Annotated in this window: 24 protein-coding genes; 14 read left to right on the top strand and 10 right to left on the bottom strand. The window is 66.6% G+C overall.

What is annotated here, in order from left to right:
- The first annotated feature begins 14 nt into the window (after positions 1–14).
- Positions 15–896 carry an energy transducer TonB gene (locus K6T56_01130; protein ID MCL6554944.1) on the top strand — a complete coding sequence of 294 codons (882 nt, stop codon included), beginning with the start codon at positions 15–17 and terminating at the stop codon, positions 894–896.
- Here K6T56_01130 and K6T56_01125 read toward each other — a convergent pair.
- The 4 genes from K6T56_01125 to K6T56_01110 form a co-directional block, all read right to left on the bottom strand.
- The gene (locus K6T56_01125; GenBank protein MCL6554943.1) at positions 865–1,176 is read right to left on the bottom strand and encodes an energy transducer TonB; all 312 of its coding nucleotides are present in this window, start codon (positions 1,174–1,176) and stop codon (positions 865–867) included. The genes K6T56_01130 and K6T56_01125 overlap by 32 nt on opposite strands.
- Positions 1,177–1,597: 421 nt before the next feature.
- Positions 1,598–2,083, bottom strand: coding sequence for a TlpA family protein disulfide reductase (locus K6T56_01120; GenBank protein ID MCL6554942.1), 486 nt, complete (start codon positions 2,081–2,083; stop codon positions 1,598–1,600).
- Positions 2,080–3,237 carry a glycoside hydrolase gene (locus tag K6T56_01115; GenBank protein ID MCL6554941.1) on the bottom strand — a complete coding sequence of 386 codons (1,158 nt, stop codon included), beginning with the start codon at positions 3,235–3,237 and terminating at the stop codon, positions 2,080–2,082. The genes K6T56_01120 and K6T56_01115 overlap by 4 nt, the downstream gene beginning before the upstream one ends.
- Positions 3,234–5,342 carry a TonB-dependent receptor gene (locus K6T56_01110; protein ID MCL6554940.1) on the bottom strand — a complete coding sequence of 703 codons (2,109 nt, stop codon included), beginning with the start codon at positions 5,340–5,342 and terminating at the stop codon, positions 3,234–3,236. The genes K6T56_01115 and K6T56_01110 overlap by 4 nt, the downstream gene beginning before the upstream one ends.
- A gap of 185 nt (positions 5,343–5,527) precedes the next feature.
- Here K6T56_01110 and K6T56_01105 point away from each other — a divergent pair, with 185 nt between their 5' ends.
- Positions 5,528–6,559 (top strand): class 1 fructose-bisphosphatase, encoded by a 1,032-nt coding sequence (locus K6T56_01105; protein MCL6554939.1) that lies wholly within the window; start codon positions 5,528–5,530, stop codon positions 6,557–6,559.
- A gap of 28 nt (positions 6,560–6,587) precedes the next feature.
- On the opposite strand, the gene K6T56_01100 is transcribed toward K6T56_01105, so the two are convergent.
- Both K6T56_01100 and K6T56_01095 read right to left on the bottom strand, forming a co-directional pair.
- Complete coding sequence (locus K6T56_01100; GenBank protein MCL6554938.1) at positions 6,588–8,024, bottom strand: DNA photolyase family protein; 1,437 nt, start codon at positions 8,022–8,024, stop codon at positions 6,588–6,590.
- A gap of 178 nt (positions 8,025–8,202) precedes the next feature.
- On the bottom strand, positions 8,203–8,430 hold the full coding sequence (locus K6T56_01095) for a CDGSH iron-sulfur domain-containing protein (protein MCL6554937.1): 228 nt from the start codon (positions 8,428–8,430) through the stop codon (positions 8,203–8,205).
- Between the two features lie 122 nt (positions 8,431–8,552).
- Between K6T56_01095 and K6T56_01090 the strand changes: the two genes are divergently transcribed.
- The 12 genes from K6T56_01090 (at position 8,553) to K6T56_01035 (ending at position 19,348) form a co-directional block, all read left to right on the top strand.
- On the top strand, positions 8,553–9,113 hold the full coding sequence (locus tag K6T56_01090; protein ID MCL6554936.1) for a YqgE/AlgH family protein: 561 nt from the start codon (positions 8,553–8,555) through the stop codon (positions 9,111–9,113).
- On the top strand, positions 9,106–9,537 hold the full coding sequence (gene ruvX / locus K6T56_01085; protein MCL6554935.1) for a Holliday junction resolvase RuvX: 432 nt from the start codon (positions 9,106–9,108) through the stop codon (positions 9,535–9,537). Before K6T56_01090 ends, ruvX begins: the two co-directional genes overlap by 8 nt.
- A complete protein-coding gene (pyrR, locus tag K6T56_01080) occupies positions 9,512–10,024 on the top strand; it encodes a bifunctional pyr operon transcriptional regulator/uracil phosphoribosyltransferase PyrR (GenBank protein ID MCL6554934.1) in 513 nt (170 codons plus the stop codon). The genes ruvX and pyrR overlap by 26 nt, the downstream gene beginning before the upstream one ends.
- A 10-nt stretch (positions 10,025–10,034) precedes the next feature.
- Positions 10,035–10,994 carry an aspartate carbamoyltransferase catalytic subunit gene (locus tag K6T56_01075; GenBank protein ID MCL6554933.1) on the top strand — a complete coding sequence of 320 codons (960 nt, stop codon included), beginning with the start codon at positions 10,035–10,037 and terminating at the stop codon, positions 10,992–10,994.
- Positions 10,991–12,274: a dihydroorotase gene (locus K6T56_01070; GenBank protein ID MCL6554932.1), complete on the top strand. Its 1,284-nt coding sequence runs from the start codon at positions 10,991–10,993 to the stop codon at positions 12,272–12,274. Before K6T56_01075 ends, K6T56_01070 begins: the two co-directional genes overlap by 4 nt.
- Positions 12,275–12,409: 135 nt before the next feature.
- The gene (locus tag K6T56_01065) at positions 12,410–13,696 is read left to right on the top strand and encodes an HlyC/CorC family transporter (protein ID MCL6554931.1); all 1,287 of its coding nucleotides are present in this window, start codon (positions 12,410–12,412) and stop codon (positions 13,694–13,696) included.
- Positions 13,697–13,755: 59 nt separating this feature from the next.
- Positions 13,756–15,483: a type IV-A pilus assembly ATPase PilB gene (gene pilB / locus K6T56_01060; protein MCL6554930.1), complete on the top strand. Its 1,728-nt coding sequence runs from the start codon at positions 13,756–13,758 to the stop codon at positions 15,481–15,483.
- Between the two features lie 11 nt (positions 15,484–15,494).
- Positions 15,495–16,718, top strand: a complete 1,224-nt coding sequence (locus K6T56_01055) for a type II secretion system F family protein (protein MCL6554929.1) — start codon at positions 15,495–15,497, stop codon at positions 16,716–16,718.
- A gap of 164 nt (positions 16,719–16,882) precedes the next feature.
- Positions 16,883–17,740, top strand: a complete 858-nt coding sequence (locus K6T56_01050) for an A24 family peptidase (GenBank protein MCL6554928.1) — start codon at positions 16,883–16,885, stop codon at positions 17,738–17,740.
- Positions 17,741–18,346, top strand: a complete 606-nt coding sequence (coaE, locus tag K6T56_01045) for a dephospho-CoA kinase (GenBank protein ID MCL6554927.1) — start codon at positions 17,741–17,743, stop codon at positions 18,344–18,346. It abuts the gene before it with no gap.
- Positions 18,347–18,407: 61 nt separating this feature from the next.
- A complete protein-coding gene (zapD, locus tag K6T56_01040) occupies positions 18,408–19,160 on the top strand; it encodes a cell division protein ZapD (GenBank protein ID MCL6554926.1) in 753 nt (250 codons plus the stop codon).
- The gene (locus tag K6T56_01035; protein MCL6554925.1) at positions 19,160–19,348 is read left to right on the top strand and encodes a DNA gyrase inhibitor YacG; all 189 of its coding nucleotides are present in this window, start codon (positions 19,160–19,162) and stop codon (positions 19,346–19,348) included. Before zapD ends, K6T56_01035 begins: the two co-directional genes overlap by 1 nt.
- 83 nt (positions 19,349–19,431) lie before the next feature.
- Here the strand turns inward: K6T56_01035 and K6T56_01030 are convergent, their stop codons facing one another.
- Genes K6T56_01030 through argJ form a run of 4 tightly spaced genes read right to left on the bottom strand, consistent with a single transcriptional unit; the run spans position 19,432 to position 22,815 of the window.
- On the bottom strand, positions 19,432–19,800 hold the full coding sequence (locus tag K6T56_01030; protein ID MCL6554924.1) for a hypothetical protein: 369 nt from the start codon (positions 19,798–19,800) through the stop codon (positions 19,432–19,434).
- Complete coding sequence (locus tag K6T56_01025) at positions 19,794–20,729, bottom strand: Nudix family hydrolase (GenBank protein ID MCL6554923.1); 936 nt, start codon at positions 20,727–20,729, stop codon at positions 19,794–19,796. The genes K6T56_01030 and K6T56_01025 overlap by 7 nt, the downstream gene beginning before the upstream one ends.
- On the bottom strand, positions 20,726–21,586 hold the full coding sequence (locus tag K6T56_01020; GenBank protein MCL6554922.1) for an ATP-binding protein: 861 nt from the start codon (positions 21,584–21,586) through the stop codon (positions 20,726–20,728). The genes K6T56_01025 and K6T56_01020 overlap by 4 nt, the downstream gene beginning before the upstream one ends.
- Positions 21,586–22,815, bottom strand: coding sequence for a bifunctional glutamate N-acetyltransferase/amino-acid acetyltransferase ArgJ (gene argJ, locus K6T56_01015; protein ID MCL6554921.1), 1,230 nt, complete (start codon positions 22,813–22,815; stop codon positions 21,586–21,588). Before argJ ends, K6T56_01020 begins: the two co-directional genes overlap by 1 nt.
- Between the last annotated feature and the right edge of the window lie 77 nt (positions 22,816–22,892).

Below are 22,892 nucleotides of genomic sequence, written 5' to 3'. Positions count from 1 at the left end.
CCTTCGACACTCGCGTGAACCTTCGCCTTTCCTCTGTGCGCAGCCCCTTTGGCAATCTGCCGCCGATTGCGATCACCATGACGCTATCGGCGCTACTCCATGCCGCCGTGCTCAGCCTCCATTTCGTGCCGCCGCCCCGCAGCATGGAAAAAGCGCGCCCGGCGCTGGAGGTGGTGCTGGTCAATGCCCGCTCGCCGCAACGCCCCAGCGACGCCCGTCTCCTCGCCCAGGCCAATCTGGAAGGGGGAGGCAACACCGACCGCCGGCTGCGTGCCACCTCGCCGCTGCCCGCGGTGGGCCAGGAAGACCCGCAGCCGGAGCTCAAGCGGCGGGAGGAACGGGTGAAGGAACTGGAACGGGAGGCGACCCGCCTCCTCGCCCAGGTGCGCGCCACCCGCAATGAGCCTCCACCCAGTCCGCCCGCGGAGTCCACCGCGGAGACGGCGCGGTCGGCGGGCCAGGATCTCATCACCCAGAGCCTGCAGCTTGCCCGCCTGCAGGCCCAGATCGAAAAGGACTATCAGGCCTATCAGGAACGGCCCAAACGCCGCTTCGTCGGGGCGCGCACCGAGGAATACCGCTTCGCCCAGTACGTGGAGGACTGGCGGCTGAAGGTGGAGCGGGTGGGCAATCTCAACTATCCGGAGGAAGCGCGGCGGAAGAAAATCTACGGCAGCCTGCTGCTCACCGTGCACATCCGCAGCGACGGCAGCGTGGAAAGAATCGATCTGGACCGCTCCTCCGGCTCCCCCATCCTGGACGAAGCGGCGATCCGCATCGTCAAGCTTGCCGCGCCCTTCGCCCCCTTCCCGGAAAACGTGCGCAGGGACACCGACATCCTCGCCATCACCCGCACTTGGACCTTCACCCGTCAGGATCAGTTGACGAGCCAGTGAGGCGGAAGCGGATGGGAACCTCCGCCCAGGTGGTGACGGGCTCACCACCGTGCCGCGCGGGGAGGAAGCGCCAGCGCTTCACCGCGGCTGCCGCAGCCTCATCGAGCAGCGGATGGCCTGCCGTCTGCCGCACCCGTACTTCCCCGCAGCTGCCGTCGGCGCGGATTTCCACCCACAGCACCACCCGCCCCTCCAGGCCCAGCCGGCGCGCCGCGAGGGGATAGGAAGGCGGCGGATTGCTAGCGTAGGCGGCCCTCAGATCAGGAGGCGTGGTCTCCATCGCGGTCTCCGTCTCCTTTCGCGTCGCCGGCGTCCAAGCCACCAATGGGAGCGCTGCCGCGGGCGTGGGAGCGGCCTCCTTCGCGGCTGGCGCCGCCGTGGCCTCCAGCACGGAAGTCAAGGGTGCAGACTGGGGGAGCGGAGCAGGGAAAACTTTTGCCACGGGAACCGCGCGCGGCGACCCGGGCACGGGCCCGGCCCTTGCTGCCGTGGTGGGAGCGGAGTGCGGCGGCAGGGAGGTTGTCTTGCCGCTGTCCACGAGCTGCACCACGAGGGGTGAAAAGCTTGTCGGCGCCGCCTCTACCGCGGCGGGTCTCAGGGGTGGCAGCCAGGCAAGAAGCAGGGCGTGTAAAAGCACCGAGCCCAGGAAGCTCACCGCTGCCGGAAGCGGCTCGCGGGGAATTTTCATCCTTCGCCCCCGTTCAGGGACGATCCCCGGCAGCCGAAGCGAGCCATGCCTCGAGCTGCTGCGGGGCGATGGCCCCGGTCACGGCTTCGGCCCTGCCATCCGGCCGGTACAGGTAAGTGCGGGGCAACTCCCCTCGCCAGCGGCGATCAACCTCGAAACGCAGGCGTTCGGCGAAAGCATCGGCGAACACCCAGGATTCCATGCGTGCAAACCGATACGGTCGCAGCGCTGCCGATACCTCTCGCGACGCTTCGGGGCCATCGGTGGACACCAGCACCACTTCGAGTGCGGGGTGCGCCTGCGATAGCGCGGCCAGTTGTTCCAGTTCGGCGTGACAATGCACGCAGTCGACAGACCAGAAGGTCAGGATGAAGGGACGACCGGCGCGGGCCTCGATGATGGCCTTGGCGCTGCCGGGCACGAAGCGTTTGAGGGCCGCGTCCTCCGCCTGCGCGGACGCCGCCAGCAGAAGCGCCCATGCGAGCAGAAGACGCCTCATGGCGCGGGATCCTCGATGGCTTGCAGGCGATAGCCTTCCTGCGCGGTGTTCCACGACACATAAGCCGTCGCGCCGTCGCTGATCAGCAGGGGATGGTCGGAAGCGCCCGCGGTGTCCATCAGGCGGTGCGGCGCGTACCAACTGCGGCCGCCGTCGCGTGAGGCCCTGATCCACACGCTCGCGCGCTGGCCGTCGAACTCCTTCCATGCCAGGAACACCCTCGTCCCTACCACCACCACGCTGGGATGTCCCGCCTGGGCGTCGTAATTGCCGAAGCCCAGCGGCGGCGACAGCTGGCCCGCCGGATCCATCCGCGCATAGAACAACCCGTGACGCTCGGGCCCATCGTTGAACCAGGCCAGATGCCGCGTGCCATCCGCCCCCACGGCCAGCGCCGGGCCGTGATGGGGACAGGCATCCACTTCCCAGCCATCGTGGGACACGCGCACGGGCGCGCTGCCATCCAGCTTGAGCAGGGCGTGGTCGCGCACATTGCGGCCGAAGATGTGGCGCCAGAACACCAGGGGCAGGCCGTCGGTATCGAGGGCGCTCACCACCCGGCAGCATTCGCAGCTGTTGGCGGCAAGGCGCGTATTGGGCGAGAAGTGCGCGCCGCCATCGTCAGACACGGCATGGTAGAGGGCGGCCCCCGCATAGGGGCGGCCGGCGGCCTGCGCCGCCGCGGCGTCGCGCTTGTCCAGCCAGAACAGGTGAATCCGGCCCCTGCCGTCCACGAGCAGGCTGTGGAAACGGTGGCTGATCACCGCGCGGTCGTCGTTGACCGTGAGGGGCGCGGAAAAGTGCCTGCCGCCATCGAGGGAGCGGGCGAAGCGCACATGGCCGGTGTAGGGCCTGTCGAGACGCTGCGTCCAGGAGACATAGACCCGCTGCCCCGCCACGGCGAGCTTGGGGCGGTTCTCGCCGTCGGCGGCGATGGACTCGGCCTGGTCGTTGACGGCCACCGGCGTGGAGAAGCTTTGGCCCTTGTCGTCGGAGTGGCTCACCCAGACCCGGCCCTCCCACACCTGCGCCCGCCACAGCCGGCCCGCGTCATCGAAGATCGCCGAGACGACAAGCGGCATGTCCGCGCCATGGTGCCCCTGCCCCCACGCGGGCGCGGCGGCAAGCAGCAGGAAAACGGTGAGCCGCCTCACCACTTGGCTTCGATCCCCGCGTAGAGGGTGCGCGGCAGGCCGGGCGCAAATACCTCCGCGCCGGAGGAGACGGAGGCGCTTTCCGCATAGCGCGTGTCCAGCAGATTCTGCACGCTGCCATAGACGCTCAGCAAAGGGGTGAGCGCCCAGTTCGCGCGCAGGTTGAATACGTCATGGCCGGCGTATTGGCGGGTGTTGGCCTGGTCCATCCAGTAGCGCCCCAGTTTCACCCACTCCAACTGCACGCGCTGTCCCTGCGCCGGTGCCCAGGTCAGCCGCACATTGCCGATGACACGGGGCGCGGTCTCCATTTCCTTGCCGCTGTAATCCGCAGTGCCCGGAATCACCCACGTCTCGTAGGTGTGGCGGGCGTAGGAGAGCGCCGCATCCAGGCGCCAGGTCTGCGCGAGCGGCGCCCCCAGGCCCAGCTCCACGCCCCGGTGCAGGGTCTTGCCCGCGTTCACCACCTGGGTGGCATTGGTGAAGGGATCACGATAGCTCAGGATGTCGTCGCGCTTTTGCAGCCGATAGACGGAAAGATCGTAGTCGAGCAAGCCCCTCCTGCCGCGCACACCCGCCTCATACTGGTCCGCCTTCACCGGCTTGAGCCCCAGCGCCGAAGCCGCCGCAAGCTGCGCGCGCAGGGAGGTCGTCTGCGCGGCAGGGCGGAACAGCTGCCCCTCCGAAGGGGCACGGAAGCCATGGTTGTAGGAAGCGAAGAGGCTTGTCTGCGGCGACACGGCAAAGGTCAGGCCCAGCTTGGGGCTCAGATGGGTGAAGCGCACCGTGGTGTCTTCCGCCTGACCGTAGTAACGCGTGACCGGCGCGCCGCTGTTTTCGCGGGTGCTGGCCGCGACCGCACCGGAGAGGTGATTATCGAAGCGATAGCGCAGATTGTCGTAGCGCAGACCCGCGCTCACGCGCATGCGTTCACTCGGCGAAAACTCGCTGTGTACATAGGGCGAAACACCGATGAAAGTCACGGCGTAGTCATAGATCCGCGTGCCCACGGTGTAAGCGGCATAGACCTTCGACGCACCGTTGCCGCTCGTGGTGAGCGTGGCCAGCCGGTTTTCTTCGCGGCTGCCGGGGGTCAGGTCGAGGTCGATGCCTGCGATCAGGCGCGCGCGAAAGGGCGCGAAATCCCGGCGCCATTTGCCCATGACACCGAAGGAACGGTTGGCCGTGATGTAGACGGTGGGGTCATAGGAAAGCGACCAGTTGGGAAGCAGCTCCATGCTGTCGTCGCGCAGATAGGGAGTGAGGGACACCAGGGTGTCGCCCACCTCGCGCTCCCAGGCGCTGGACAGGCGCAGGGCGCTGACCTTGCGGTAGGAGATGGGGGTGTAGTTCTTCGTGGGCGCGTTCTCGTAGTCGCTGCGGATGAGGGCCGAGCTGCCGGCGGTCTGCTGGTCGATGCGGGAGGCGGTGAGCACGGTCTTGAGCAGCGCATCGGCACCCAGGGCGCGGTCCCAGCGCAGGGTCGCGCTTTGCCGGTCGTAGCCGGTGTGCTCGCGCCAGCCGTCGGTGGTGGTGAGATTGAGATCGGCGCGCAGGCCGTCTTCGCCCCAGGTATTGCCGACGCTGCCCAGGAGCCGCCGCCAGCCGTATTCGCCCACCTCGCCGGCGAGCTCGGCCTCGAACTTCGACGGCGCCGGCCGCGTCAGCACATTCACCACCCCGCCGATGGCATCGGAGCCGTAGAGCGCCGTGCCCGGGCCGCGCGTCACCTCGATGCCGCCGGCCTGGGGCACGTTGATCTCGTACAGGGCGTTGTGGTTGAAAAAGCCGGTGGAGCGGGTGGGGATGCCGTCCTCGAGATAGAGATAGACCGGATTGGTGGTGAGCGGCTGGCGGATGGCCGTCATGTGGCCCTCGCCGCCGGTGACATTGACCCACACGCCGGGAGACTGGCCGAGGATCTGGGAGGGATGGCTGGGCTTGTCCTGGCGCACCGTCTCGCCGGAAATGACTTTGACGCTGGCGGGGGTCTCAGACAGCAGTTGGCCTTCGCGGGTACCGGTGACGGTGACTTCGTCGAGGGTGTCGGCGGCGAAGGCGGTGAGGGGGAACAGCAGGACAAACAGGGGATAGCGAACAGCCATGCTGGGGCCTTTCCGGTTTTGAATTGCTTTTATGGTTTTCTGGCAACACGATGCTACTCACCCTCCACTCCACCCGGAATGCGACACGTTGTCGCAGTCTGGGGGCAGCAGCGAGTTTGTCCCGCCCCGGGAATCCTTTATAATCAGCAGTTTCTAATTTTCTAATTGGACAGGAAAGGCATCCCATGCACCTCGGCACCACTTTGACGCAGTTTCTGATCGAAGAACAACGGCGCGTCGCGGGCGCCACCGGCGACTTCACCGGCCTTTTGAACGACGTCGTCACCGCCATCAAGATGATTTCCAATGGCGTCAACCACGGCGGCCTGCTGGGCGTGCTGGGCGCAGCGGGCTCCGAGAACGTCCAGGGGGAAGAGCAGAAAAAGATGGACGTGATCGCCAATGAAATCTTCCTGAAGCGCAACGAATGGGCGGGCCACCTCGCCGCCATGGCCTCCGAAGAAATGGAGGAGCCCTACCAGATTCCCGCCGGCTACCCGCGGGGCAAGTATCTGCTGCTCTTCGACCCCCTCGATGGCTCCTCCAACATGGACGTGAACGTGTCCGTGGGCTCCATCTTCTCCATCCTGCGCTGCCCCGGCGACAGGAACGTCGAAGGTCCCACCCCGGTGGAAGCCTTCCTACAGCCGGGTGTGAAGCAGGTGTGCGCCGGTTACGCCATCTATGGCCCGTCCACCATGCTGGTGCTCACCACCGGTCACGGCGTCAACGGCTTCACCCTGGACCCCAACGTGGGTGAGTTCGTGCTCACCCACGAGAACATGCGCATCCCCGAGGACACCAGGGAATTCGCCATCAACATGTCCAACTACCGCTTCTGGGAGCCGCCCATCCGCCGCTACGTGGACGAGTGCATCCAGGGCAGCCAGGGTCCGCGGGGCAAGGATTTCAACATGCGCTGGATTGCCTCCATGGTGGCCGAGGTGCACCGCATCCTCACCCGCGGCGGTGTGTTCATGTATCCCATGGACAGCAAGCTGAAGGAAAAGGGCGGCAAGCTGCGCCTGATGTATGAGGCCAATCCCATGAGCTTCATTGTCGAGCAGGCGGGGGGCGCCGCGAGCACCGGGCGTACCCGCATCATGGAAATCAACCCCACCCACATCCACCAGCGGGTGCCGGTGATCCTGGGCTCGAAAAACGAGGTGGAGCGCATCGTCGCCTATCACAGGGAAGCGGAGGAAAAGGTCGCCTGATCGAGCGGCCGCGCCGGGAGGTGCGCCTTCAGCCACCGTGAGCATGACGGTGGGCGCGAAACCAGGCCAGCGCCCGTTCCCGGGCGTGGCCGTGATCGACACAGGGCGCGGGATAATCCCGGCCAATGCGGCAGCCACTTGCCTCCTGCGCCAAAGGGCTCATCTCCCAAGGCGCATGAATGGCCGGCGCGGGCACGCGGGACAGTTCCGGCACCCAGCGGCGGATGTAGCGTCCTTCCGGATCGTAGCGGCGCGACTGGGCCACCGGATTGAAGATACGAAACCACGGCTGGGCATCGCACCCGGTGGACGCCGCCCACTGCCAGTTGCCATTGTTCGAGGCCAGCTCGTAATCCAACAGCCAGCGCGCGAAATGGCGCTCGCCCCGGCGCCAGTCCACAAGGAGGTGCTTGCTGAGGAAGGAAGCCACCACCATGCGCACCCGGTTGTGCATGAAACCGGTGGCACGCAACTGCCGCATGCCCGCATCCACCAGGGGATAACCGGTGCGTCCCTCGCACCATCTCGCGAAGTCCGCGTCCGTCCCCGGCCAGGGAAGCCCGTCGAACTCGGCGCGGAAAGCATGATTCACCACCTGCGGGTGGAAGAAGAGGATCATCTGGAAAAACTCCCGCCAGATGAGCTCGGCAAGCCACGCCTGCGCGCCGCCCCCCGCCTGCAGGGCATAGCGCACCAGCTCCCGCACGGAGATCGTGCCAAAGCGCAGATGCACCGAAAGGTGGGAAGTGGCATCGAGGTCGGGCCGGTCGCGCAAGCGGTCGTAGTCCGCAAGCCGCTGCCGGAAGGCGTCCCAGGTAGCGCGGGCCCCGTCCATGCCCGGCGCAACGCCCAGGGCAAGGAGATCGGTGGGGGAAAAGCCCAAGGCCTCAAGGGAGGGCATCTCCCGCCGCGGCGGCGGCGCAAGGCGCGCGGCCCGCACCGCCACGGGCTGGGGCGAAAGGTGCGCCTCGTCAAGGCGCTTGAGCCAGGCCCGGCTGAAGGGGGTGAACACCTGGTAGGGTCGACCGCTTGCGGAGCGCACCTCCTCCGGGTCAAAGATCACCTGGTCCCGGAAAAGGTGAAAGCTTCGACCGACACTTTCGAGAGCCGCCTTCACCTGCGCATCCCGCGCCAGGGCGGCGGGTTCGTAGTCGCGGTTGGCGAACACTGCGTCGCAGGCAAGGGCCTGCGCCAGCGCCGGGATCACCTCCGCGGCACGCCCCACGCGCACGATGAGGCCCCCGCCCCGGGCGGTGAGTGCGGCATCGAGGGCCTCAACCGAGTGCCAGATGAACTCGACGCGCCGGTCGGCGCGATCCGGCAGGGCTTCAAGAATGTCGGTGTCGAAGACGAAGGCACAGTACACCGCCCGCGCGTCATGTAGGGCGCGGGAGAGCGCGGCGTGGTCCTCATCCCGCAGATCGCGGCGAAACCACACCAGCACGCGGTCGAAACGTTCGCCCATGGGGTCTTGCAGGGGTTGGGCGCGAAAAGACGGGATGCGGTGCCGCTGGCCGAGGCCGCCTGCAACGCCGGCCTCTTCCCCGCCCGGGGGAAGAGGCCCTCATCCGCCTTTGCAGGGAAGTTGCCTCTTTAAGGACCAGCGATCCTCTTCGACAAAGGGGGCTGCCCGCGCCGCACGCTTAGAGAGAATTGTGGGTGCCGTCGCAGTAGGGCAGGTTTTCGCTCATGCGGCAGCCGCACAGCCAGACGGTGCCGGTTTCTTTCGCGGTGAAGGGGATGGGCTCCACCCCGGTGCCCTGGTGGGAGCCATCACACCAGGGCTGGTTGCTGCTTTTGCCGCAGGCGCAGTACCAGTATTCCTGGCCGGCCTCGACCTGGACTTCATAGGGGGCATTTTGGGTGGACATGCGTTTCTCCTCGCCATGGGTTAAGGGGGACTTTCCGGCGCGCCATTCTCCCACAAAGGCGCAGGGCGCAAAACCTCCGCCGGGAGAGCGCGGCCGCCCCCGGCGTGTGCGATAATCCCGCCATGGACGGCACCCATCTCGCCCACCACTTCCTCATCGCCATGCCCGCGATGGCTGACCCCTATTTCGCCCGCTCGGTCACCTATCTCTGCGAACACAACGAGCATGGCGCCCTGGGGGTGATCATCAACCGGCCCCTCGACCTCACCCTGGGTGGCTTGCTCAAACAGGTGGGCATCGAACTCAAGGTGCCGGAACTCGCCGAGCGCGCCATCCACTTCGGCGGGCCGGTGCAAACCGACCGGGGTTTCGTCCTCCATCGGCCGGCCGGACCCTGGGCCGCCACCCTCCTCGTGGGCAACGACATCGGGCTCACCACCTCCCGGGACGTGCTCGAAGCCCTCGCCGAAGGGCGGGGGCCGGCGCAGTTTTTCATCACCCTGGGCTATGCCGGCTGGGCGCCGGGGCAGTTGGAACACGAAATTGCCCAGAACGCCTGGCTCACCGCACCCGCGGACCTCAGCATCCTCTTCGAGCTGCCGGTGGAAGCGCGCTTCGACGCCGCCATGGCGCTTCTGGGGCTCAACGCCGCCAACCTCGCCGAGGACGCGGGCCATGCTTAAGATGCCTGCCAGTGGCACGGTGCTCGCCTTCGACTTTGGCGAAAAGCGGATCGGCGTGGCGGTGGGCGAGCTCGCCCTGGGCGTGGCCCATCCCCTCACCACGCTTGCCGCAAGCCGCAAGGAGGCCCGCTTCGCGGCCATCGCGGCGCTGGTGGCGGAATGGCAGCCGGCGCTTTTCGTGGTGGGTCTGCCGCACCATCTGGATGGCGGTGAACACGCCTTCGCCATCCGCTGCCGGCGTTTTGCCCGCCAGCTTATGGGGCGCTTTCATCGCCCGGCGGTGATGGTGGACGAGCGGCTCACCTCGGTGGCGGCGGAAGAGGACCGGCGCGCCACGGGGGGCGTTACCGCCCCCACCGATGCGCTGGCGGCAAGCCATATCTTGCAGAGGTTTTTCGATGAGCACCGCGCCCGCGCTGCCTGAGGCCGATGCCCTGATCCGCCGCCTGGCGGAGGAGATCGCCGGGCACCTCACGCCGCAAAGCGCCGTGGTGGGCATCCACACCGGCGGCGCCTGGGTGGCACAGAAACTCCTCGCCCTCCTCGGGGCGGAGATTCCCCTGGGCACGCTGGACATCGCTTTTTACCGGGATGACTTCAGCCGCATGGGGTTGCATCCCCAGGTGCGTCCGTCCAGCATCGATTTCCCCGTCGAGGGGGCGCACATCATCCTGGTGGATGACGTGCTCTACACCGGGCGCACCGTGCGTGCGGCGATGAACGAGTTGTTCGATTTCGGCCGGCCGGCATCCATCGAGCTTGCCGTGCTCATCGACCGTGGCGGGCGGGAACTGCCCATCTGCGCTCAATACGTGGGGGCTGTGCTGCCGCTGCCGCCCCACCAGCACATCCAGCTTGCGCGGGATCCCCATGGGCGGCTCAGCCTGAGTCTTCTGGACAAGCGACACTGACGCACTTTCCATGGCGCCGAATCCCCAGCTCGACGAAAACGGCAGGCTCCGCCACCTGCTCACCATCGAGGGACTCCCCGCCGAACTCATCCACACCATCCTCGATACCGCGGAATCCTTCGTTGGCGTCAACGAACGGGAGGTGAAGAAAGTCCCGCTACTGCGGGGCAAGGCGATCTTCAATCTCTTTTTCGAGCCTTCCACCCGCACCCGCACCACCTTCGAGATCGCCGCCAAGCGCCTGTCCGCCGACGTGGTCAATCTCAACATCGGGACCTCCAGCCAGACCAAGGGGGAGACCCTCCTCGATACGGTGGACAACCTCGCCGCCATGGGTGCCGACATGTTCGTCGTGCGTCACCCGGAATCGGGTGCTGCCCATTTCATCGCCCGCCATGTGGCGCCCCACATCCGCGTCATCAATGCCGGCGATGGCCGCCATGCCCATCCTACCCAGGGTCTGCTCGACGTATTCACCATTCGCCGCTACAAGGGGGATTTCCGCCAGCTGTCCATCGCCATCGTCGGCGACATCCTGCACTCCCGCGTGGCGCGCTCCGAAATCCATGCCCTGCGCATCCTCGGTGTACCCGATCTGCGCGTGGTGGCCCCGCGCACCCTGCTGCCAAAAGGGGTGGAGGAGCTGGGCGTGACGGTTTTCCATGACATGGCCCGCGGGCTGAAGAACGTGGATGTGGTGATGATGCTGAGATTGCAGAATGAACGCATGCGCGGGCCGCTTCTGCCCAGCGCCGGCGAATACTTCAAGCACTACGGGCTCACCCCGGAAAAGCTGAAGGCAGCCAAACCCGATGCCATCGTCATGCACCCCGGCCCCATGAACCGCGGTGTGGAAATTGATTCCAGCGTCGCCGACGGCCGGCAGGCGGTGATTCTGCCCCAGGTGACCTTCGGCATCGCCGTGCGCATGGCCGTCATGAGCCTCCTGGCGGGAGGGGGTGGCGCATGAAAATCCACATCAAAGGCGCCCGCGTCATCGATCCCGCAAGCGGCTTCGATGGGGTGGCGGACCTTTTCATCGCCGCCGGCCACATCGTCGGTCTGGGCGCGGCCCCCGAAGGCTTCCATGCCAACCGGGTGATCGAGGCCACGGGGCTGGTCGCCTGTCCAGGCCTCGTGGACCTCTCCGCACGGCTGCGCGAGCCCGGTTTCGAATACAAGGCCACCCTGGAGTCCGAATTGCAGGCGGCGGCCGCCGGTGGGGTGACGAGCCTCGCCTGCCCACCCGACACCGATCCCCCGCTGGATGAGCCGGGCCTCATTGAAATGCTGCGCTACCGCGCCCGCAGCCTGAACCTGGCGAGAGTCCATCCCCTCGGGGCGTTGACGCAGAAGCTCGCCGGCGAACGCCTGGCGGAAATGGCCGTACTGCGGGAAGCGGGCTGTGTCGCCTTTTCCCAGGCGGAAGCCCCCCTCACCGACACCCAGGTGCTGCTGCGGGCCATGGAATATGCCGCCACTTTCGATCTGCCCATCTGGCTGCGGCCCCAGGATCCCCACCTCGCCCGCGACGGCGTGGCCCATGACGGGGCGGTGGCGAGCCGACTGGGTTTGCGCGCCATCCCCGCCTGCGCGGAGACCGTGGCCCTGTCCACCATTCTGCTGCTGGTGCGGGCCACCGGCGCGCGGGTGCACCTGTGCCGGCTGTCCACCCGGCAGGGGGTGGAGATGGTCCGCCGCGCCCGCCACGACGGGCTGCCCGTGACCTGCGACGTTTCCATCCACCATCTGCACCTGTGCGACGAGGATATCGGCTGGTTCGACACCCATTGCCGACTCACCCCGCCCCTGCGCGGGCGCGAGGACCGCGCCGCCCTCGCCGCGGGGCTGAAGGAGGGCACCATCGATGCCCTCTGCTCCGATCACACCCCGGTGGATGACGACGCCAAACAGCTGCCCTTCGGCGAGGCCGAGCCCGGTGCCACCGGCCTGGAACTCCTGCTGCCCCTCACCCTGCGCTGGGCGCAGGAAGCGGGCCTGCCCCTGGTCGAAGCCCTGGCCCGCGTGACCAGCATCCCCGCCCGCATCCTGGGCATTCCCCACGGCCGCCTGGCGGTGGGCGCGGCAGCGGACATCTGCCTCTTCGATCCGGAGGGAACGACGCGGGTGACACCCCAGTCCCTGCGCAGCCAGGGCAAGAACACCCCCTTCCTCGGCCAGACGCTGCCGGGCCGGGTGCGCATGACCCTCATGGACGGCCACGTGGTCTTCGAGCAGGGCGGCCCATGACCGCTATCGTCGGCGAACGCCGCCTTTATCCCGCCTGCGCGCGCCCCGGGCCGCACCAGCTTGACAGGCGGGACAGGCCTTTCCAGAATCGGGCCAACCCTGCTTCGAGGTCTGCATCCCTTGGATGACATCCCCTTGAGCGCACTGCTTGCCGCGCTGGCAGTGCTGCTTTGCCTGTCCGCCTTCTTCTCCCTTTCCGAAACCAGCATGATGTCGCTCAACCGCTACCGGTTGCGACATCTCGTCCGGGAAGGCCATCGCGGGGCACGCCTCGCAAGCCGGCTGCTTGCGCGCACCGACCAGCTGCTGGGCGTGATCCTGCTGGGCAACAATCTGGTCAACGCCGCCGCGGCATCGCTCGTCACCGTGATCGTGGTGCGCCTGCTGGGCTCCAGCGAGCTGGCGGTGACGGTGGCGACCCTTTCCGTCACCTTCCTCATCCTGGTGTTCGCCGAGGTGACCCCCAAGGTGGTGGCCGCCGCCTATCCCGAGCCTCTGGCCTTCTTCGCGGCCTATGTGCTGCGCCCGGTCTCCACCCTGCTCTATCCGGCGGTGTGGGTGGTGAATCTCTTCGTGCGCGGCCTCCTTATGCTGTTGCACCTGCGTCCCCACACCGTGGAACGGGACAAGCTGGGGCTGGCCGAGCTGCGCAGCCTGGTGCTGGAAGCAAGTGGCTATCTGCCCGCCACCCACCAGACCATCCTGCTCAATCTCTTCGATCTGGAGAATCTCACCGTGGAGGACGTCATGACGCCGCGTGGGAAGATCGAGGCCATCGATATCGAAGCGGGCGACGAGGCGGTGTGGCAGCAGCTCACCACGGCCCACCACAGCCTTCTGCCCGTCTACCAGGGGGAACCCAACAACGTCATCGGCGTCGTCCACGTGCGCCAGGTGCTGCATGCGGCCCGCTCGGGGCCGGTCACCACGGAAGGACTCAAGAAAATCCTGCGCGAGCCGTATTTCATCCCGATGGGCACGCCGCTTTTCACCCAGTTACAAAACTTTCAGCAAAACCAGCGTAAAGTCGGGCTGGTGGTGGACGAATATGGAGAGTTGCAGGGCCTGCTCACCATGGAGGACATCCTGGAGGAAATCGTCGGTGAGTTCACCCGCCCCGCACCCAGTCACGGTGGCGAATTCCAACAGGAAGCAGACGGCAGCTGGTTGGTGGATGGCGGCACGCCCCTGCGGGAGCTCAACCGCAAACTGGGGACCCACTTCCCCCTCGACGGGCCGCGCACCCTGAACGGCCTGATTTTGGAGCACTTCCAGGACATCCCGGAGGCGGGGGTGAGCCTGAAGATCGCCGGCCATCCGCTGGAGATCGTGCAGACCCAGGGCAGGCTGGTCAAGGTGGTGCGCATCCACCCCGAGCCGGAAGAGGGGACGGCGGAAAAATCGCCTTTACAAACAAACTGATCGCGGGCAGTATTTAACGGGTTTATGAAATTGTCTTAGGAACGCCGAAGCATCGACCCATGGCTGCTGCATCCCTTTCCCCCGCACTCTCGGGCCTGGCGCGCACCCTGGTCCAGCATGGCCGGCTCAAGGAGGCCGATGCGGAAGCCATCCAGACGCAGGCCAATGCCGCGAGCTCCACCTTCGTCACCGAACTGGTGAAGACGCGCAAGATGACGGCCGCCGAGGTGGCGGAGTTCGCTTCCCAGACTTTCGGCTATCCCTTGCTCGATCTGGCCGCGGTGGATGTGGAGCACCTCCGCCGCGAGCTGGGCGAACTCCTGCCGGCGAAGATGGTGCAGGAGCGTCGCGTGGTGCCCCTGTTCAAGCGGGGCGCCCGGCTTTTCGTCGCCGTGTCCGATCCCACCAATCTGCAGGTGCTGGATGACATCCGCTTCCAGACCGGCATGCAGGTCGATCCCATCGTGGTGGAGGACGACAAGCTGGGGCAGGCGCTGGAAAAGTTCACGACTTCGGCGACCCAGCAGCTCACCGAGCTGGTGGGCGAGGAGGTCGAGGAGAACCTGCTGGAGGCCGCGGGCGACACTGAGGCCGCGGAGCAAGCCGCCGCCGAGGTGGAAGACGCGCCGGTGGTGAAATTCCTGCAGAAGGTCATGCTGGATGCCATCAATTCCGGTGTTTCCGACATCCATTTCGAGCCCTTCGAAAAGTTCTACCGCATCCGTTACCGGCTCGATGGAGTGCTCTACGAGGTGGCGCGGCCGCCGCTGGCGATCAAAGACAAGATCGTCTCCCGCATCAAGGTGATTTCCAACCTGGACATCTCGGAAAAGCGGGTGCCCCAGGACGGCCGCTTCAAAATGAAGCTGTCCCAGAACCGGGCCATCGACTTCCGCGTCAGCACCCTGCCCACGCTGCACGGGGAGAAGGTGGTGATGCGTATCCTCGACCCCTCCAGCGCCAATCTGGGCATCGATGCCCTGGGCTATGAGCCGGAGCAGCGGGATGCCCTGCTCGCCGCCATCCACCGGCCCTACGGCATGATCCTGGTGACGGGCCCCACCGGCAGTGGCAAGACGGTGTCCCTCTACACCTGCCTCAACATCCTCAACCAGCCGGGCATCAACATCTCCACCGCAGAGGACCCGGCGGAGATCAATCTGCCGGGCATCAACCAGGTGAACGTGAACGAGAAGGCCGGCCTCACCTTCGCCGCTGCGCTACGTGCCTTCCTGCGCCAGGATCCGGACGTGATCATGGTGGGCGAAATCCGCGACCTGGAAACTGCGGACATCGCCATCAAGGCCGCCCAGACTGGCCATCTGGTGCTGTCCACGCTGCACACCAACGATGCCCCGACGACGCTGACGCGCCTGGCCAACATGGGCGTGGCACCGTTCAACATCGCCTCCTCGGTGATCCTCATCACCGCCCAGCGGTTGGCGCGCCGCCTCTGCCCCCATTGCAAGGAACCCGCCGACATTCCGCCGGAAGCTTTGCTTCGCGCCGGTTTCCGCGAGGAAGACCTGGATGGTTCCTGGCAACCCTATCGCCACGTGGGCTGCGAGCACTGCAAGGGAACGGGTTACAAGGGACGGGTGGGCATCTACCAGGTCATGCCCATCTCCGAAGAGATCAGCCGCATCATCATGAAAAACGGCACCGCCCACGACATCGCCGATCAGGCGCGGCGCGAGGGTGTCAAGGACCTGCGTCAATCCGGACTGCTGAAAGTCAAGGCGGGCATCACTTCCCTCGAGGAAGTGGAAGCCGTCACCAACGAATGAGGTGAGAAATCATGGCCGTTGCACGGAGACCAGCCCCCGTCAAGGAATTCACCTTCATCTGGGAAGGGGTGGACAAGAAGGGCAAGAAGCTCAAGGGCGACATGCGCGCGCCGGGGCCCCAGTTCGTCGCCGCGCAACTGCGACGGCAGGGCATCAACCCGGTCAAGGTGAAAAAGCAATGGACCTTCGGCCGCAGCCGCAAGATCACCGAGAAGGACATCACCATGTTCACCCGGCAGCTTGCCACCATGATGAAGTCGGGGGTGCCGCTGCTGCAGGCCTTCGACATCGTCGCCAAGGGGCACAGCAATCCGGCGGTGCAGAAACTGCTCACGGACATTCGCAACGACATCGCCACCGGCAGCAGCATGGCCCAGGCCTTCGCCAAGCATCCGCTGTATTTCGACCAGCTCTACTGTAACCTGATCAATGCCGCCGAGCAGGCGGGGATCCTCGACACCATCCTCGACCGGCTGGCCACCTACAAGGAGAAGATCCTCGCCATCAAGGGCAAGATCAAGTCCGCCATGTTCTATCCCGCGGCGGTGATCGTGGTGGCCTTCATCATCACCGCGGTGATCATGATCTACGTGATCCCCGCCTTCAAGGACCTGTTCCAGAGCTTCGGCGCCGACCTGCCGGCTCCCACACTGGTGGTGATCGCCATCTCCGACTTCTTCGTCCAATACTGGTGGGCCATCTTTGGCGGCATCGGTGGCGGCATCTGGGCCTTTTTCTATGCCTGGAAGCGCTCGACGAAGATGCAGGACTTCATGGACCGCCTCTTCCTTAAGCTGCCCATCTTCGGCCCGCTGATTGAAAAAGCGGCCATCGCCCGCTGGACACGCACCCTCGCCACCATGTTCGCCGCCGGCGTCCCCTTGGTCGATGCGCTGGATTCGGTGGCAGGCGCCGCCGGCAACCGGGTCTTCCACCAGGCCACCAAGCGCATCCAGAGCGAAGTAGCCACCGGCACCAGCCTCACGGTGGCCATGCAGAACAGCGGACTGTTTCCCAACATGGTCCTGCAGATGACCCAGATCGGAGAGGAATCCGGCTCCCTGGATTCCATGCTGAGCAAGGTGGCGGAATACTACGAGCGGGAGGTGGACGAGGCGGTGGAGGCGCTCTCCAGCCTCATGGAGCCCATCATCATGGTGGTGCTCGGCGTCCTCATCGGCGGCATGGTGATCGCCATGTACCTGCCCATCTTCAAGATGGGGCAGGCCGTCTGACGGGGCATCGGCCACGGCCCGCGTTTTTCGCACTGCATGGCCAAACCCGCCTCAAGCGCCCTCCTTTCCGCCCGGCGTCGGCAAAGGGTGGCAAGCCTGCCGGGCCCTGCTCCGGCCGCCGCGCCCCAAAGTGAGCGCGGCATCATGCCCGGCCGGGGCGGCGCATGAATCCGGCTGCCCTGTACCTCAGTCTGCCGTGGACCTACGTCCTCACCTGCGCGGTGCTGGGCCTGGTCGTGGGCAGTTTCCTCAACGTGGTGATCCATCGTCTGCCGAAGATGATGGAACGGGAGTGGCGCCGCCAATGCGCAGAGCTCGAGGGCCGCATCGCCGCTGACGATGGCCGCTACGACCTCTGGTGGCCACCCTCTTCCTGCCCCCACTGCGGCCACCGCCTCGGCATTCTGGAAAACATCCCCTTGTTGAGCTTCCTCTGGCTGCGGGGCCGCTGCCGCGCCTGCAAGGCCCCCATCGGTCTGCGCTATCCGCTGGTGGAAGGACTCACCGCGTTGCTGTCCGCCTTCACCGCCTGGCATTTCGGTTTCGGCTGGCAGGGGGGACTGGCGCTGGTTTTGGTCTGGGGTCTGATCGCCCTCACCTTCATCGACCTCGACACCCAGCTCCTGCCGGACGATCTCACCCTGCCGCTGCTCTGGCTCGGGCTTCTGGCCAACGTGGGCGGTCTGTTCACCGACCCCTCCTCCAGCGTCATCGGTGCCGCGGCGGGCTATCTCTCCCTGTGGTCGGTCTATTGGCTGTTCAAGCTGGTGACCGGCAGGGAAGGCATGGGCTATGGCGATTTCAAACTCCTCGCGGCACTGGGCGCCTGGCTGGGCTGGCAGAAGCTGCCGGCGATTTTGCTCCTCTCCTCGGTCGTGGGGGCGGCGGTGGGCATCACCCTGATCGTCGCCGCCCGCCGGGGACGCCACACGCCCATCCCCTTCGGGCCGTATCTGGCCGGCGGGGGACTGGCGGCGCTCTATTGGGGCGATGCCCTCGCCCGTTTCTATCTGCATTTCTGAATGCCCTACGTCATCGGCCTCACCGGCGGCATCGGCAGCGGCAAGAGCACGGTGGCGGAGATCTTCCGCCGGCTGGGCGCCACCATCATCGACACCGATGCGCTCTCCCATACCCTCACCCGTCCCGGACAGCCGGGCTTGCAGGCCATCGTGGAGGCCTTCGGGCGGGAGCTCCTCGACCCCCAGGGCCGGCTCGACCGCGCCCGCCTGCGCCGCCTGGTTTTTTCCGACGAAAACGCGCGCCACCGCCTGGAAGCGCTGCTGCACCCCCTCATCCGACAGGAGGTGGACCGCGCCCTCGCCGCCGCCACCGGTCCTTACGTGATCCTGGTGGTGCCGCTGCTCGCGGAGACGGGTGGCTGGCGGGAGCGGGTGGACCGGGTGCTGGTGGTGGATTGCCCGGAAGAGGAACAGATCCGCCGCACCATGGCGCGCAGCCAGCTTTCCCGGGAGGAGGTGCAGGCCATCATGGCCGCCCAGGCGAGCCGCGCCAGGCGCCTTGCCCTGGCCGATGACGTCATCGTCAACAACGGCAGCGTGGCGGACCTGGAGGAGGCGGTGCGCGCCCTGGATGCACGCTACCGCCGGCTGGCCGGGGCACCCTAGCCGGGTTTGTGTTTTCGGGGCTTCTGTTCCAGAATAGCCCCTTTCCGGCCGGGCCTTCGCCGTGATCGTGTACGAGTACCCCCTGAACGAACGCATCAGGACCCTGATGCGCCTGGAGGATTTGTTCGCCCGTTTCGAACATTTCGCTGCCCAGGACGAGGCGCTGGAGCATCACGCGGCCCTGCTTTCCCTCTTCGAAGCCCTGCAGGTGGCGCGGGGCGATCTCAAATCCGATCTGATCCAGGAGCTGGAACGCCAGAAGGCCATCCTGGAGCCCCTGCGCAACAATCCCGGCGTCAAGCAGGACACGCTGGATGAGGTGCTGACCAGGATCAACCGCACGGTCGGCGAATTGCAGGCCATGCCGGGCAAGCTGGGCCAGCATCTGCGGGACAACGAATGGGTGATGAGCATCAAGCAGCGGGCCTCGATCCCCGGTGGCGTCTGTGAATTCGACCTGCCTTCCTACCACTACTGGCTGAATCTGGATGCCGAAGTGCGGCGACAGGACCTTTATGGCTGGTTGGCGCCCTTCCAGCCCTTGTGCAACGCCATCGACATCGTCCTGCAGATTCTGCGCGACAGCGGCGAACCGGTGCAGAAGACGGCCCCGCACGGGGCCTACCAGCAGATGCTGTCGGGACGGGTGGCGCAGATGCTGCGGGTGACCATGCTCAATGACCTGCCCTGCTTTCCCGAGATCAGCGCCAACAAGTACGCCATCAACATCCGCTTCACCACCCTCGACGGCACGGAACGACCCAAGGCCTGCGACCTGGACGTTCCCTTCGAACTCACGCTCTGTTCCCTGTGATGACGCGCCTCGTCAACTGTCCGGTGTGCGGCAAACCCGCGCCCTTCGACGCCACCAATCCCTTCCGCCCCTTCTGCAGCGAGCGCTGCAAGCTCATCGACCTGGGCCAATGGGCGAACGAACAATACCGCATCCCCGGGCCGGAAGCAGCGCCAGAGGAAGGGGCCAAGGGCCCGCAGCAGAACTGAGGATCACCAGGTTCGCCCGCGTTGTCTTTACTTAGGAGCCGAGGGCCAACTCGAGGGCCGCGGCAACCCTTGGGTGGTTTCCCCTAACCGGTGGCAAAGGCAAAGCCCACGGGGCGGCCATCCACCGCAAGCCACAGCACCCAGTCGCGCCGGCCGCTGACGCACACCGGCAGGATCACCTGCGCGCTGAAGCGCCCTTCCCCCACCTGTTGCAGACGGTAGCGGTTGAGCCCCATTTCCATCCCGGGCATGACAAACTCGGCCACCACCTCCTTTGCCCCCGGCGCCGTGACCATGAGGGTGAAGGGCACCAGGCCCGAAGGGCGCTGGTCCGTGCGCACCGAGACGTTGCCCGCCTGGCAGCCGGCGACCAGATCCCCGCAGGGGACGGCCGGCGGCGGGGTTTGTGTACACGCCGCCAGCACGAGTACTGCCAGCCAGGTCCTCACCATGCCCCCCGCAACATGGCGATACCGTGGGCGCCGTGGGACCAGGCCTTCTCCAGGCATTCCGGCCGCATGCCGCCGATGGCGTACACGGGCAGGGGATAGGCGGCGATGAGTGCGGCAAAACCCTGCCAACCCAGGGTGTGGGCGCCGGGATGGCTCAGGGTGGGCAGCACCGGCCCCAGCACCACGTAATCGAGGCCAAGGCGCGCGGCATGGTCGAGCTCCTTGCGGTCGTGGCAGGAGGCGCCGCAGAGGGGGAGGTCGGGGCGTTGCCCCATCGCCAGCAGGCGGGCGCTGGCGAGATGGACGCCATCGGCCCCCAAGCGGGCGGCCACCGCCGGCTCGTCATTCACCACCACGCGCGCGCCATGGCGGTGGGCGCGGTCGAGGGTTGCCCGCACAAGCCGCGCGAACTGCGCCGAGGTGAGCCCCCGCTCCCGCACCTGAATGAGCCGCAGGCCGGCAGCAAGGGCATCCTCCAGGCGGGTGAAAAACGTGGCCTCCCCCAGCTCCGCAACACGGCTGATCCCCATCACCGGCGGCAGGGTGAGGGCGCGCAGCACGGGCCCGTTGGCCGGCAGGATGGGCGAGACCTCCGGCGCTTCCGCCCGCACCCAGGCGAATCGCTGCCCTTCGCGCGGCACGGGCTCGCCTTCCCAGTCCGTGACGCGGAAGAAATGGAGACGCACGGTCGCATGGGGATAGGTGAACAGGCGGGTGAGCCAGGGATAGGCGCGCCCCACATGGATGCCCAGTTCTTCCTCGAGCTCCCGCGCGAGCGCCCCAAGGGGGGATTCGCCCGCTTCCACCTTGCCCCCCGGAAACTCCCAGAACCCGGCATAGGCGCGACCCGCGGGCCGCTGGGCAAGGAGAAAACGGCCATCCCGGGCAATGAGCACGGCAACGGCCACAGGAACGATGGCCGCACTCACGCCTTCTGCTGCCCCACCCAGTCGCGGGCGAACTGCCAGGCCACACGACCGCTGCGGGCGCCGCGCCCCAGCGCCCAGTTGAGCGCCGCGCGATGCAGGGCGGTGCGGTCTTCCGGCAGTCGGCCCAGCACGCCCACCCAGTGTTCCACGATGTGCAGGTATTCGTCCTGATCGAAGGGATAGAAGGACAACCAGATGCCGAACCGCTCGGAAAGGGAAATCTTTTCCTCCACCGCCTCGGCGGGATGCACTTCTCCCTCCACGTGGCGGGTGGCCGCGTTTTCCTCGAAATATTCCGGCATCAGATGGCGGCGGTTGGAGGTGGCATAGACGAGCATGTTGTCGGCCACCGAGGCAATCGAGCCGTCGAGGATGGCCTTCAGTGCCTGATAGCCCGGCTCCTCCGCGGCAAAGGAGAGATCATCGCAGAAGAGGATGAAGCGTTCCGGCCTGTCGTGAATGAGTTCCACCAGCTCCGGCAGATCACCGAGATGCGCCTTGTCGATTTCGATGAGGCGCAGGCCGCGTTTCGCGTACTGATGGAAAACGGCCTTGACCAGAGAGCTCTTGCCGGTGCCCCGCGCGCCGGTGAGGAGCACGTTGTTGGCGGGCCGGCCTTCGACGAACTGGCGGGTGTTGCGGTCGATGATGCGTTTCTGTTCGTCGATGTGCTTGAGATCAGCAAGCCGCACCCGGTGGGGATGGGTCACCGGTACCAGCCGCCCCCCCACCGGGGTGGCCCGCCAGCGGAAAGCCATCGCCGCCTCCCAGGGCGGCTCGGCCGAGGCGGGCAGCAGGGCCTCCAGGCGCGAAAGCAGCCTGTCCGCGCGCTCAAGCAGGGTTTCGAGGTGCGGCATCAGCTCCGATACTCCGCGTTGATGCGCACGTAGTCGTAGGAAAAGTCACAGGTCCACACGGTGGCGGACGCCTCCCCGCGCGCGAGCTCCACCCGCACCCGAATCTCCGGGGCGCGCATCACCCGTACGCCATCTTCTTCCGCATACCCCGCGGCGCGTCCGCCGTGCTCGGCCACCAGCACATCGCCCAGATACAGGCGCACACGCTCCACCTCGAGGTCGTCGATTCCCGCATAGCCGATGGCGGCGAGGATGCGGCCCAGGTTGGGATCGGAAGCGAAGAATGCCGTCTTCACCAGGGGCGAGCGGGCGATGGCATAGGCCACCTGCCGGCACTCCGCACGGTTTTTGCCGCCGTTGACCTCGATGGTCATGAACTTCGTCGCCCCCTCCCCATCCCGCACGATGGCCTGGGCGAGGAAACGCGCCACCTCCGTCACCGCTTCCCGCAGCGCGGCATAGGCGGGGCCTTCGGGCCTGTCGATCTCGCCGTGTCCCGCCCGGCCGGTGGCCATGAGGATGAAGGCGTCGTTGGTGGAAGTGTCGCCATCGACGGTGATGCAGTTGAAGGATTCATCCGCCGCTTCCCGCACCAGATGCTCGAGGACCGGCTGGGCCACCGCGGCATCGGTGGCGATGAAGGCCAGCATGGTGGCCATGTTGGGATGGATCATGCCTGAGCCCTTGGCCATGCCGGTGACCGTCACCGGCTTGCCCTCGATGACGACGGTCCGGGAAATCGCCTTGGGCACGGTGTCGGTGGTCATGATGGCTTCCGCGGCCGCCCCCCAGCGATCGGCCGCCAGATCGGCCACGGCCTGGGGCAAGCCGGCGAGGAGCCGCGCCATGGGCAGCGGCTCCAGGATGACGCCGGTGGAAAAGGGCAGCACCGATTCTTCCGGGCAGACGAGTAGCCGCGCCACCTCGGCACAGGTGCGGCGGGCATCGGCCAGACCCTGGGCACCGGTGCCGGCATTGGCATTGCCAGTGTTGATGACCAGCGCCCGGATGGGCCGCCCCTCGCCCAGCCGTTCGCGACAGACGGTCACCGGCGCGGCACAGAAACGGTTGCGGGTGAACACCCCCGCCACGCGGCTGCCCGGCTCCAGAGAGATGACGGTAAGGTCCCTGCGACCGGGCTTTTTGATGCCGGCGGCGGCCACACCCAGGCGTACGCCGGGAACGGGCTTCAGGACTTCGGGGGGAGTGGGGGTGAAATTGACGGGCATGGGGCTTCCTTCCGGGAAGCCGCCATTTTAGTGGATTCAGGCGCGCGGCACGAAACCCGCCTCAGGCGACGCGGCCC

It is taken from the genome of Burkholderiales bacterium, assembly GCA_023511995.1.
Classification (GTDB): Bacteria; Pseudomonadota; Gammaproteobacteria; order Burkholderiales; family Thiobacteraceae; genus Thiobacter.
Note: the sequence above shows the minus strand (reverse complement) of the source record. Positions and strands in the feature narration are given on the sequence as shown.

Coding starts and splice junctions, on each gene's coding strand:
- K6T56_01125 (MCL6554943.1), bottom strand. CDS start 1,176: ATGGAGACCACGCCTCCTGATCTGAGGGCCGCCTACGCTAGCAATCCG.
- K6T56_01120 (MCL6554942.1), bottom strand. CDS start 2,083: ATGAGGCGTCTTCTGCTCGCATGGGCGCTTCTGCTGGCGGCGTCCGCG.
- K6T56_01110 (MCL6554940.1), bottom strand. CDS start 5,342: ATGGCTGTTCGCTATCCCCTGTTTGTCCTGCTGTTCCCCCTCACCGCC.
- K6T56_01105 (MCL6554939.1), top strand. CDS start 5,528: ATGCACCTCGGCACCACTTTGACGCAGTTTCTGATCGAAGAACAACGG.
- K6T56_01100 (MCL6554938.1), bottom strand. CDS start 8,024: ATGGGCGAACGTTTCGACCGCGTGCTGGTGTGGTTTCGCCGCGATCTG.
- K6T56_01095 (MCL6554937.1), bottom strand. CDS start 8,430: ATGTCCACCCAAAATGCCCCCTATGAAGTCCAGGTCGAGGCCGGCCAG.
- K6T56_01090 (MCL6554936.1), top strand. CDS start 8,553: ATGGACGGCACCCATCTCGCCCACCACTTCCTCATCGCCATGCCCGCG.
- ruvX (MCL6554935.1), top strand. CDS start 9,106: ATGCTTAAGATGCCTGCCAGTGGCACGGTGCTCGCCTTCGACTTTGGC.
- pyrR (MCL6554934.1), top strand. CDS start 9,512: ATGAGCACCGCGCCCGCGCTGCCTGAGGCCGATGCCCTGATCCGCCGC.
- K6T56_01075 (MCL6554933.1), top strand. CDS start 10,035: ATGGCGCCGAATCCCCAGCTCGACGAAAACGGCAGGCTCCGCCACCTG.
- K6T56_01070 (MCL6554932.1), top strand. CDS start 10,991: ATGAAAATCCACATCAAAGGCGCCCGCGTCATCGATCCCGCAAGCGGC.
- pilB (MCL6554930.1), top strand. CDS start 13,756: ATGGCTGCTGCATCCCTTTCCCCCGCACTCTCGGGCCTGGCGCGCACC.
- K6T56_01055 (MCL6554929.1), top strand. CDS start 15,495: ATGGCCGTTGCACGGAGACCAGCCCCCGTCAAGGAATTCACCTTCATC.
- K6T56_01050 (MCL6554928.1), top strand. CDS start 16,883: ATGAATCCGGCTGCCCTGTACCTCAGTCTGCCGTGGACCTACGTCCTC.
- coaE (MCL6554927.1), top strand. CDS start 17,741: ATGCCCTACGTCATCGGCCTCACCGGCGGCATCGGCAGCGGCAAGAGC.
- K6T56_01035 (MCL6554925.1), top strand. CDS start 19,160: ATGACGCGCCTCGTCAACTGTCCGGTGTGCGGCAAACCCGCGCCCTTC.
- K6T56_01030 (MCL6554924.1), bottom strand. CDS start 19,800: ATGGTGAGGACCTGGCTGGCAGTACTCGTGCTGGCGGCGTGTACACAA.
- K6T56_01020 (MCL6554922.1), bottom strand. CDS start 21,586: ATGCCGCACCTCGAAACCCTGCTTGAGCGCGCGGACAGGCTGCTTTCG.
- argJ (MCL6554921.1), bottom strand. CDS start 22,815: ATGCCCGTCAATTTCACCCCCACTCCCCCCGAAGTCCTGAAGCCCGTT.